Source organism: Aquitalea sp. FG25 (assembly GCF_057809375.1).
On the sequence record NZ_JBMDJV010000032.1, the window covers coordinates 39,843 to 50,805 of the forward strand.

The following is a 10,963-nucleotide window of genomic DNA, read 5'->3' on the forward strand; positions in this document are numbered from 1 at the left end:
GCCCAACACCATGAAAACCCTTGCGTTCTGCCTGCTGCTGACTTGTGGCCTGGCCCAGGCCGAGGTATACAAATACATCGATGCCAACGGCAATGTCACCTTCACCAATGTGCCGATCAAGGGCGCCAAGCCCATGCACCTGGCACCGCTGTCCACCTATGGCGGCAACAAGCCACGCACTTCGGGCAGCAGCAAGCCTGCCTCGACACCGGACGGCTACCCCAGTGTGGACAACGGTACCCAGACCAAGCGGGATGAGGGCCGACGCAAGATTCTGGAAGGCGAACTGGCCAATGAGCAAAAAGCGCTGGCCGATGCACAAAAGGCCTACACCGACGGTGCAGCCACCCGCAACGGGGATGAAACCCGTAACTACCAAAAATACCTGGACCGGGTACAGAAGCTGAAAGACGCAGTAACCGATCGGCAGAAGAACATTAGCTCGCTACGCCGCGAATTGGGGCAATCCGCATCCTCCGCACAATAATGGTGCATAATTAAGGCCGATTTCGTGCATTCGCTGTGCTCTGGCTTGGCGTGCTTATTGCTAATAGCTTCAGGCACAGCCCCATCCGATTCGGAGCACCATGAACTCTCCCAGCTTTGCCGGCCTGGAATTACTCGACACCCCGGTGCTGATTGCCCACGCCGACGGCAGACTCGAATTTGCCAACCCCGCCTGTGAAAACCTGCTGGCCATTGGCCGGCGCGAGCTATTACGCCATACGCTATTCGAGCTGCTGCAAGACAGCCCTGCCCTGCGGCAAGCCCTTGCCACTGCACTGCAACACAACTCCAGCTATATCGAGCACGACCTGGAGCTGCGCACGCCGCATGGCGAGCAGCCACTGCACATTGCCCTGTCCGTCACCCCCATTGATGCCGAAGGCCGGCTGGCGCTGGTAGAGCTGCGGCCACTGGATCAGCAACTGAAAATTGCCAATGAAGAGCGACTTTTGCTGCAACAGCAGGCCAATCGCGAGTTGATCCGCAATCTGGCGCATGAAATCAAGAACCCACTGGGCGGTATTCGTGGCGCAGCACAGCTGCTGGAGCATGAGCTGTCTGACCGGCCGGAGCTGAAGGAATACACCGAGGTGATTCAGGAAGAAGCACTGCGCCTGCAATCCTTGGTAGACCGCCTGCTGGCTCCGCATCGCCGCCACGTGCGCAGCGAAATCAATATCCACGAAGTGCTGGAGCGGGTACGCAGCATTGCGCTGGCCGAGTACCCGCAAGGCCTGGTCATCCGTCGCGATTACGACACCAGCCTGCCACACATGGTGGCCGACAAGGAACAGCTGATCCAGGTGGTGCTCAATATCGTCAAGAATGCCATCCAGGCCATGAAGGCCACGGGCGAGGTGATTTTACGCACCAGAGTGGCCCGGCAAGTCACCTTGGCGCGGAAGCGTCACCTGCTGGCATTAAAATTGCAGATTGTCGACAACGGCCCCGGTATTCCGGAAGAAATCAGGGACCACATTTTCTATCCCCTGGTTACCGGACGCGCCGAAGGCACCGGCCTGGGGCTGACACTGGCCCAGGCCTATGTGCACCAGCATGGCGGCAGCATCGAATTTGAATCCCGCCCCGGCCAGACCTGCTTTACCGTGATGCTGCCCTTCAGCAACGCGGATTGAACCCAATAACAGAAACGAGGGCTGCTATGAATAACCCGGTGTGGATCATCGATGACGACAAGGCCATCCGCTGGGTACTGGAAAAGGCGCTCGGCCGCAGCGGCATCGGCTTTGACAGCTTCTCCAGTGCCGATGACGCACTCAATGCCCTGTACGACAACACGCCGCGCGTCATCATCTCCGACATTCGTATGCCGGGTACTGACGGCCTGAAATTTTTGTCCAAGGTAAAAGCGGATCACCCGCAGCTGCCGGTCATCATCATGACCGCCCACTCCGATCTGGATTCAGCTGTCGCAGCATTTCAGGGCGGCGCATTCGAATACCTGCCCAAGCCCTTTGATGTCGATCAGGCAGTACAGCTGATCGAGCGCGCACTGGCGGAAAGCAATAGCCAGATCGAAGCCACCGGCGGCGTGGAAGCCATGCCGGTGCTGCTAGGCCAGGCCCCGGCCATGCAGGATGTGTTCCGCGCCATTGGTCGGCTGTCGCAATCCCACGTTACCGTGCTGATTACCGGCGAGTCCGGTACCGGCAAGGAGCGGGTGGCCGAAGCGTTGCACCGCCATTCGGTACGTTCCAGCAAACCGTTCATTGCCTTGAATACGGCGGCCATTCCGAAAGACCTGCTGGAATCCGAACTGTTCGGCCACGAAAAAGGCGCGTTTACCGGCGCACTGGCCACCCGTCGCGGTCGTTTTGAAGAAGCCGAAGGCGGCACGCTGTTTCTGGATGAAATCGGCGACATGCCCACCGAGCTGCAAACCCGGCTGCTGCGCGTGCTGTCCGACGGACACTTCTACCGCGTGGGCGGCCATGTGCCGATCAAGGCCAATGTGCGGGTGATTGCCGCCACGCATCAAAACCTGGAAGACCGCGTCAAACGCGGCCTGTTCCGCGAAGACCTGTTTCACCGCCTGAACGTGATTCGCCTGCGCCTGCCGCCCTTGCGCGAACGGCGTGAAGACATCCCGCTGCTGACCCGTCACTTTCTGGCCAAGAGCGCTAGCAGTCTGGGGGTGGAACCCAAACGCCTGACCGAAGCTGCCATGGAGGTCATCAAGTTCCACAGCTTTACCGGTAATGTGCGCGAGCTGGAAAACCTGTGTCAGTGGATTACCGTGATGGCACCGGGCCAGCAGGTGGAAGTGGGCGACCTGCCCGCCGAACTGCGCGAACCGGAAAGCGCAGCACCGGCCAGCGAGAGCGATGGCAACCCGACAGTCAGCAGCGCTGTGCACGTGGTGGACTGGACGCTGGGCCTGGCCGAGGAAGTGGCACGGCGGCTGCGTGCCGGTGAAGTCGGCATCATCGACGACCTGACCCGGCGCTTTGAGGAAAGCTGCATCCGCACCGGCCTGGCACACACCGGTGGCCGCAAGGTGGAAGCTGCCCACTTGCTGGGCTGGGGCCGCAATACGCTCACCCGCAAGATTCAGGAGCTGGGCATGGAAGGGCATGACGAACATGCCGACCATGCATAGGCACTGACCGGCTAGCCGGCCAAGACGGTGAGGCCGGGGAGCGTGGCAAAGCTGCGCTCCCTTACCGTGGCCAGAAAATCCTGCATGAAGGCAAGCGGCGCATCCTCGCTACGCACGGCAGCATAGAGTTCGCTGCGCAAGCCGCCATCGCCAATGGTACGCGCCACCACATAGCCCTTTTCCAGATAAGGCCGCACCGCCCAGTACGGTAGCGCCGCCACCCCGCGCCGACTGGCCACCAGTTGAATAATGGCCACCGTCAGCTCGCTGCTGCGCCGCTGCGGATTCACCCCCGCCGGCAGCAATACCTTGCGCCACAGATCCAGCATGTCATCCGGCACCGGGTACTGGATCAGCGTTTCCCCGGCAAAGTCCTCGGCCTGCCACACTTTCTTGTTAGCCAATGGATGATCCCGCGCCACAATGCCCACCATCTCATAGGCAAACAGGGGCTGATGCACAATACCGGCCTGGGCTTCAATCTCTGACACAATCGCCAGATCAGCCCTTTGTGTCAGCAACAGGCTGACCGGATCGGCATGAAAGCCGGACACAATGTCCAGCTCCACCGCAGGCCAGTGCTGACGAAAGCGATCCATGGCCGGCATCAGCCAGTCAAAGCAGGTGTGGCACTCCACCGCCACGCGCAACTCCCCCGCCTCGCCCTCACGGATACGTGCCACATCACGCTCAGCCGCAGCCACACGGCCCAGCAGCTCATGCGCCAGCGCCAGCAGACGTTCCCCGGCCAGGGTAAAGCGCAGTGGCTGGCTTTTACGTTCAAACAAGGGCTGCTGATAGTAAGCCTCCAGTTGCTTCAACTGATGCGACAGCGCCGATTGGGTAAGAAATACCCGTTCCGCCGCCAGTGACACGCTGCCGGTTTCCTGCAAGGCAATCAAAGTGCGCAAATGGCGTAGTTCCAGCATGGTCGGCTCCGGCTTTAATCATGAAAATATTTAATGCAAAACACAAAAATTACGCATTTGAATCATACATCAAATTCCACCATGCTGGAGCCACTGACAACAAGGAGCCCCGCATGACCACGCTGCACCTGGCTGGATTTCCCCGTATTGGCGCCAAACGTGAACTCAAGTTCCTGCAGGAAAACTACTGGCAAGGACAGATTGACGAACAAGCACTCAAACAAGGCGCACGCGAACTACGCCAGCGCCACTGGCTGCTGCAAAAGGGGGCGGGCATCACGCTATCCCCGCTGGGCGACTTCTCCCTGTACGACCATGTGCTGGATGCGCAGATTCTGGTGGGGGCCATCCCGCCGCGCTTCGGCTTTGATGCTGCCAATCTCAGCCTGGAACAGTATTTCCAGCTGGCACGTGGCAACCAGCAGCAACCCGCACTGGAAATGACCAAGTGGTTCGATAGCAACTACCACTACCTGGTACCGGAATGGCAGGCGGATACCCGCTTTAGCGCCAACCCGGCCACACTGCTGGCACAACTGGCCGAAGCGCGCGCGCTGGGCATCCAGACCAAACCGGTGCTGATCGGCCCACTTACCTTGCTGTGGCTGGGCAAATGCAAGGGAGGCGATTTTGACCGGCTGCAGTTACTGCCGGCACTGCTGCAATGCTATGCGCAGCTGCTGCAAATACTGGCGCGCGAAGGCGTGGAGTGGCTGCAGCTGGACGAACCCATCCTGGCGCTGGACCTGCCCGCCAACTGGCTGGAATCCTTTGCCCCCGCCTACCAGCAACTGGCCCGTACACCGCTCAAGATCATGCTGGCAAGCTATTTTGGCAGCGTGGCCAGGCATGCAGCCCTGCTCAAGGCACTGCCGCTGGCCGGTCTGCATCTGGACCTGGTGCGCGCACCGGAACAGCTGCCGGTCTTTGCGGAACAATGGCCGACAGGCCGAGTGCTATCGGCAGGCATTGTGGATGGCCGCAATATCTGGCGCAGCAATCTGTCCGCCCAACTGGCCCTGCTGGAGCCACTGGCCGGACAGCTGGGCGATACGCTGTGGCTGGCCCCCAGCTGCTCGCTATTGCACTGCCCGGTGGATGCCGCCGCCGAAACCACCATGGATGCCGACATCCGCAGCTGGCTGGCCTTTGCCGTACAAAAACTGAATGAACTGAAACTGCTGCAGCGCGGACTGATGCAGGGCCGAGCCAGCATCGTGCATGAATTGCAGGCCAGCGATCATGTGCAGTCCATGCGGCGCAGCAGCCCGCTGATTCACCGGCCTGCCGTGCAGCACAAACTTGCCCAGCTGCCAGATGCTGCCGATCAGCGCAGCAGCCCCTTCGCCAGCCGGGCAAAGCAACAACAGGACTGGCTACAGCTCCCCTTGCTGCCCACCACCACCATCGGCTCCTTTCCGCAAACAGCCAGCATCCGCAGCGCCCGCGCCGCCTTCAAACGCGGCGAGCTGTCCGCTACCGACTACCAGTTGGCCATGCAGCAGGAAATTACCCTGGCCATTCGCCGTCAGGAAGCGCTGGGGCTGGATGTGCTGGTACATGGCGAGGCTGAGCGCAACGACATGGTGGAGTACTTTGGCGAGCAGCTGGATGGCTTTGTGTTTACCCAGCTGGGTTGGGTGCAGAGCTATGGCAGCCGCTGCGTCAAGCCGCCCATCATCGTGGGCGATGTGGCGCGCCCCCATGCCATGACCGTGCAATGGGCGGTGTATGCGCAAAGCCAGAGCAACAAGCCGGTAAAAGGCATGCTGACCGGGCCGGTTACGCTGCTGCAATGGAGTTTTGTCCGTGACGACCTGCCGCGCAGCACGGTGTGCAAGCAAATTGCCCTGGCCCTGAACGAAGAAGTGCTGGAGCTGGAAAACGCCGGCATCCGCATTATCCAGATTGATGAACCGGCCATCCGCGAAGGCTTACCGCTACAGCAGGCAGACCAGGCCGACTACCTGCGCTGGGCGGGTGAAGCCTTCCGGCTGTGCAGCTGGCGGCTGGATGACAGCACCCAGATCCACACCCATATGTGCTATTCCTCGTTTGGCGACATCCTGCCGCACATCGCCGCCCTGGATGCTGACGTGATCACCATTGAAACCTCACGCTCGGACATGACGCTGTTGCAGGACTTTTCCCGTTTTCACTATCCAAACCAGATCGGCCCCGGCGTCTACGATATCCACAGCCCGCGCACGCCACGCGCTGCCGATATGGAAGCCCTGCTACACAAGGCCCTGCGCGTGATTCCGGCCAGCCGCTTGTGGGTGAACCCGGATTGCGGCTTGAAAACCCGCAGCTGGCCAGAAGTGGAAGCGGCACTACAGCGCATGGTGGCGGTGGCAAAAAAACTGCGCCAACAGTTAACCGTTAACGCCAGCTGATTAGCCGCCATTGGAATCAGTGAACAGCCTTGCTGACATTGACTTGGCAAGACGCTCTCTGGGCCAGCAGCGGCCCGCTTGCTAGCCACAGATCAAGGGCTCCTTCGGGAGCCATTTTTCTGCTGCGCATAAAAAAACCCGCCAGCTGGGCGGGTTTTGCACAAACCGGATGATTCATTCCCCAGGTGTCAGCATGCTCGGGGTCATCATCACCTTCAGCCGTACTTGCTCCAGATCGTGGCGCACGCGATGGCTCAGCCACCACACCGCCCCTTTTTTCACGCTCCACAACAAGGGCTGCTCACCCAGCAACTGGGCGGACAAACGCCCGATATAGGGCTGATGGCCAACCAGTACAATAGTCTTGCCCGCCTCCGGCCAGTTGACTGCCTTCATGACGGCTTCCACCGAGGCATCCGGGTTCAGCTCCGGCAGTACGGTATAACGCTTGCTCAACAGCGCAGCAGTCTGCTGCGAACGCTTAGCTTCCGATGCCAGCAAAATGAAATCGCGCGGCAGGCGATCGCGCAGCCAGGAAGCCATCTGGCTAGCCTGTTGCTGGCCACGGCGCGTGAGTGCACGCGCCAGATCATCCGACCCCTCTTCCGCTTCGGCATGACGCCACAGAATCAGATCCATCATTCACCTCCGTTATTGTTGTTGGTGCTGCAGCACAATCAGGCGCAGTCGCCTCTCGGTGCTGCAGCGTATACCCGCATAGCAGTCTGGCAGTGCGGCAGCCTACACCAGCCGTGTGTCAGCCGCATGTCGGACAAACACCTAGCCACTGGCCAGGCACTAATGCAGCAAGGGTGCCAGCAGCGGCACCAGGATGGCCGTCACCACGCCGTTCAGCCCCATGGCCAGGCCAGCAAAGGCACCGGCAGTTTCCGACAGCTGAAACACCCGTGCCGTGCCAATGCCGTGCGCAGACAAACCGGTGGCAATGCCCAGTACCATGTCGTCGCGCAAACCCAGCAGGCCAAACAGCGGTTTGACGATGACCGCGCCGAAAATGCCGGACAAAATCACAAACATGGCCGACAACTCCGGAATACCACCAATGCCCTGTGACACACTCATGGCAATGGGCGTGGTGACCGCACGGGTGGTCAGCGACAGCAACACCTGCTGCGGCAATTGCAACAACCAGCCTACCCCCACCGCACTGACAATGCCCACCACACCACCAAACACAATGGTGATGGCCAAGGGGCCAGCCGCACGCTTCAGCCGCGACAGATTGCCATACAGCGGCACCGCCAGCGCCACCGTGGCCGGGCCCAGCAGCATCTGCACCATCACCCCGCCTTTCATGTAGTCGCGGTAACCGGTGCCAGTGGCCAGCAGCCAGGCCAGTAACAGCAATACACCAATTAACACCGGATTGGACAAGGGATGCCCCTTGCAGCGGCGGTTGAACAATACCGCCAGCTTATAGGCCAGCAAGGTGACAAATACCCCGGTCAAGGGGGAGGTGCGAATCACACTCAGGGCGGCATCGGTATTCATGCGCCCTCCTTATGGCGGTGACGCGCCAGCAGCAGCTTGAGCAACAGGCCGGGCAACAGCAGGGTCAGCGTGGTGGACAGCACCAGTACCACAATCAGCTGCCAGCCAAAACCAGCCAGCAAGTCCCGGTAGGCCAGCACGGCGGCTCCGGCAGGAATGAACAGCAGCGACAAATGCGACAGAAAGCGCGGCACATTCAGCTTCATGCTTTCCGGCACCGATTTGCGCACGGCCAGCGTGGCAAACAACAACAGCATGCCCAACACCGGGCCAGGCAATGGCAGGGATAAAGTGCGGCTGATCAGTTCTCCAGCCAGCTGGTAGCCTACCAGCCACAACAGGGTTTCAATCATGATGGTCAATCCGCTTGCGGCAACAGGCCGCCACAAGTCTGGCAATGGGCAAGGACATGGGGCTTTCATCATACCTGCCGCTGCCCGCCGGTGAAATAAACAGACAAGCCCATTGTCGTATTACCGGTTACAAACAGGACAAGCGGCACCGGGCTTTGGCATAATGCGCGCCATGATCGAGGATTCGCACTGGCTGCTGCAGCCGCCCGCACTGGCACCGGCCCTGCTCGGTTTTGTCACTGAGCCCGGCTCGCTCACCGAGCGGCTGATAGCCACCGACCACCACTTTGGCGTACAGCCGCTGTTTCAGGGTGCAAGCACGGCCCACCCGGACGAAGCAATACTGCTAGGCCTCCCCGCTGGCAGCCCGCTCTACGCCCGCCATGTCCGGCTTACGCTGGATGACACCCCGGTAGTCTATGCCCGCAGCATCGCCCGCCTGGACTGCCCGGTATGGCAGCCGATTCTGGACCGGGGCAGCCGCTCGCTGGGTTTCACCCTGTTTGGCGGCCTGCCGCAATTACAGCGCGCCGCCCTGCATTACCGGCAACTGGACCGCAATCACCCGCTGCATCTGGCCAGCGAGGCCAAAACGGACAGCCTGACGGCACGCCGCTGCCGCTTTGTGCTGAATGACGCCCCCATGGTGGTATGCGAGGTGTTCCTGCCCGCCCTGAAAGACTTTGCCCGATGACACTGCACGCCCTGAAAGACCGCTACACCGTTTACAAGCAGCTGATGCGCATGGACAAGCCCATCGGCACCCTGCTGTTGCTGTGGCCCACGCTGTGGGGGCTGTGGATCGCCGGCAATGGCAAGCCTGACCCGCTGGTGGTACTGATTTTCGTGCTCGGCACCTTCCTGATGCGCTCGGCTGGCTGCGTCATCAACGACTATGCCGACCGCCACTACGACATGCATGTGGAGCGCACCAGCCAGCGCCCGTTTGCCCGAGGAGCGGTGACCGAGCGTGAAGCGCTGTGGCTGGCCCTGGTGCTGGCCATTCTCTCCTTCCTGTTGATATTGCCGCTTAACCAGCTGACCTGGCTGATGAGCATACCGGCGGTACTGGTAGCCGCCAGCTACCCGTTCACCAAGCGCTTTTTCCCCATGCCGCAGGCCTATCTGGGCATTGCCTTCTCCTTTGGCATTCCCATGGCGTTTGCCGCACTCACCAACCATGTGCCGCCCCTGGCCTGGCTGCTGCTGGTAGCCAATGCCTTCTGGACCGTGGCTTACGACACCGCCTATGCCATGGCCGACAAGCCGGATGACCTGAAAATCGGCATCAAAACTTCAGCCATTACCTTTGGCGATCACGACGTCACCGGCATCATGCTGTGTCATGCCGTGTTCATCCTCATGATGACGGGGATAGGCCTGCACCTGGCACTGGGCTGGCCCTACTTCGCCGCCCTGGTCGTCAGCCTGGGCTTGATTGCCAAGCAGTATCTGGAAATCCGCACCCGTCACCGTGGCCTGTGCTTCAAGGCCTTTCTGGACAACAACCGCGTTGGTGCCGTGCTGATGGCGGGCCTCGTGCTGAGTTATCTGTTGAAGTGATGGTGTAGCTAGACGGTGATCGCTGCAAAGTTAAATCAGGCTTGTATCTGCTATCGCAGATGATGGTTTGCATGCCGCTTCCGCGCGGCGGGCGGGAAAGAGGGCTTGCGTGGGCATGCTTGACGGGGCCAGTGGGTGGTGTCGGTTTGGTGAGAAATGCCGGGAGAGATGGGTGACTTCGTATGCCAAAGCCAAATGATGGGACGTGGACTTCCGCTTTCGAATCTAATCAGTAAAGGCCGACCTGAATAAGCCGTCGTTCAGAAACATTGAAATACTGCGCAGCGCAGTTGAGCGCACTCTTGTCCGTGTCAATAGCATATTGAATGGCCTTCTTTTATTTTCCATTTCCTGCCTTGTTGGTCTTCAACCTCTGTTTCAAACATTGGGACGCTGCCCATTGCCATTGGAGGCAACTCAAAAATGCTTGCTTCATTCTTGTCCCAGAACACAACTGCGTAAGTTGAGAAGCTCTTGAAGCGTGTGAAGCTACCGACTGCTGAGTTCAGGTCGGAGCCGCTAATAACTGTTGCCTGAACTTGATATCCCTTTGACCATCCATAGTCTTTCCGATATTTAACGCACACATCAGCTTTTTCTGCAGCAAATGCAATTGGCTGCAGGAGAAATGTTAGACCCGCGAGTAGCAGTAAGCTGAGCGCTTTCATCATGGAGTTTCCTGATAGTTATAGAACGCTTCATAGGGCAGTTCTCGCATAATCTAATTGACACAGAAACACGCTACAAGTACCTATTCATCGCGCATCTTGCTCAAGAAGAATGTCTGCATTGGATTGACCCGAGCCAATGACCGCTTATGGCCGATAACAGTCAATGACAATTCATTGGCATAAAAACTTCTTAGACTAACTGCAAACACCACTTCAACGAGACCGGGGCCCGTCAGCGCAAGCCGACGCAGACGTGCCGCCCAAGGTATTAAGCGGCTGCATGTTTGAGCGCCGTGACGGTAGCACGGGGCGAGTTCAGCCGCGCCTTGGGCGAGATGGCTGCGGCGGGAATTCGACGCGCTGCGGGTCGCCTTTTCTTTGGGTACTTTCTTTTTGGCGAAGCAAAAGAAAG

12 protein-coding genes are annotated in these 10,963 nt (G+C 59.6%); 6 read left to right on the forward strand and 6 right to left on the reverse strand.

Annotation, left to right across the window (positions count from 1 at the left end; genetic code table 11):
* The first annotated feature begins 10 nt into the window (after positions 1-10).
* The 3 genes from ACODR9_RS21590 (at position 11) to ntrC (ending at position 3,127) form a co-directional block, all read left to right on the forward strand.
* On the forward strand, positions 11-487 hold the full coding sequence (locus ACODR9_RS21590; RefSeq protein ID WP_488812224.1) for a DUF4124 domain-containing protein: 477 nt from the start codon (positions 11-13) through the stop codon (positions 485-487).
* 100 nt (positions 488-587) lie between these two features.
* The gene (glnL, locus tag ACODR9_RS21595) at positions 588-1,643 is read left to right on the forward strand and encodes a nitrogen regulation protein NR(II) (RefSeq protein WP_488812226.1); all 1,056 of its coding nucleotides are present in this window, start codon (positions 588-590) and stop codon (positions 1,641-1,643) included.
* Between the two features lie 26 nt (positions 1,644-1,669).
* Complete coding sequence (gene ntrC, locus ACODR9_RS21600) at positions 1,670-3,127, forward strand: nitrogen regulation protein NR(I) (RefSeq protein ID WP_488812228.1); 1,458 nt, start codon at positions 1,670-1,672, stop codon at positions 3,125-3,127.
* Positions 3,128-3,138: 11 nt separating this feature from the next.
* Here the strand turns inward: ntrC and ACODR9_RS21605 are convergent, their stop codons facing one another.
* A complete protein-coding gene (locus ACODR9_RS21605) occupies positions 3,139-4,056 on the reverse strand; it encodes a LysR family transcriptional regulator (protein WP_488812230.1) in 918 nt (305 codons plus the stop codon).
* 113 nt (positions 4,057-4,169) lie between these two features.
* Between ACODR9_RS21605 and metE the strand changes: the two genes are divergently transcribed.
* Positions 4,170-6,452 carry a 5-methyltetrahydropteroyltriglutamate--homocysteine S-methyltransferase gene (metE, locus tag ACODR9_RS21610; protein WP_488812232.1) on the forward strand — a complete coding sequence of 761 codons (2,283 nt, stop codon included), beginning with the start codon at positions 4,170-4,172 and terminating at the stop codon, positions 6,450-6,452.
* Between the two features lie 174 nt (positions 6,453-6,626).
* Here metE and ACODR9_RS21615 read toward each other — a convergent pair whose 3' ends face one another.
* The 3 genes from ACODR9_RS21615 to ACODR9_RS21625 form a co-directional block, all read right to left on the reverse strand.
* On the reverse strand, positions 6,627-7,094 hold the full coding sequence (locus ACODR9_RS21615) for a SixA phosphatase family protein (protein ID WP_488812234.1): 468 nt from the start codon (positions 7,092-7,094) through the stop codon (positions 6,627-6,629).
* 156 nt (positions 7,095-7,250) lie between these two features.
* A complete protein-coding gene (locus tag ACODR9_RS21620; RefSeq protein WP_488812236.1) occupies positions 7,251-7,964 on the reverse strand; it encodes an LrgB family protein in 714 nt (237 codons plus the stop codon).
* Complete coding sequence (locus ACODR9_RS21625) at positions 7,961-8,317, reverse strand: CidA/LrgA family protein (protein WP_488812238.1); 357 nt, start codon at positions 8,315-8,317, stop codon at positions 7,961-7,963. The genes ACODR9_RS21620 and ACODR9_RS21625 overlap by 4 nt, the downstream gene beginning before the upstream one ends.
* A gap of 163 nt (positions 8,318-8,480) precedes the next feature.
* Between ACODR9_RS21625 and ACODR9_RS21630 the strand changes: the two genes are divergently transcribed.
* Entirely contained in the window at positions 8,481-9,011 is a 531-nt protein-coding gene (locus ACODR9_RS21630; RefSeq protein WP_488812239.1) for a chorismate--pyruvate lyase family protein, read from the forward strand.
* Entirely contained in the window at positions 9,008-9,880 is an 873-nt protein-coding gene (gene ubiA, locus ACODR9_RS21635) for a 4-hydroxybenzoate octaprenyltransferase (protein ID WP_488812241.1), read from the forward strand. Before ACODR9_RS21630 ends, ubiA begins: the two co-directional genes overlap by 4 nt.
* Positions 9,881-10,191: 311 nt before the next feature.
* Here ubiA and ACODR9_RS21640 read toward each other — a convergent pair whose 3' ends face one another.
* Both ACODR9_RS21640 and ACODR9_RS21645 read right to left on the reverse strand, forming a co-directional pair.
* Positions 10,192-10,551, reverse strand: a complete 360-nt coding sequence (locus tag ACODR9_RS21640) for a hypothetical protein (protein ID WP_488812243.1) — start codon at positions 10,549-10,551, stop codon at positions 10,192-10,194.
* A gap of 80 nt (positions 10,552-10,631) precedes the next feature.
* A partial coding sequence (locus ACODR9_RS21645; protein WP_488812245.1) for a hypothetical protein occupies positions 10,632-10,963 on the reverse strand: 332 nt, incomplete at its 5' end.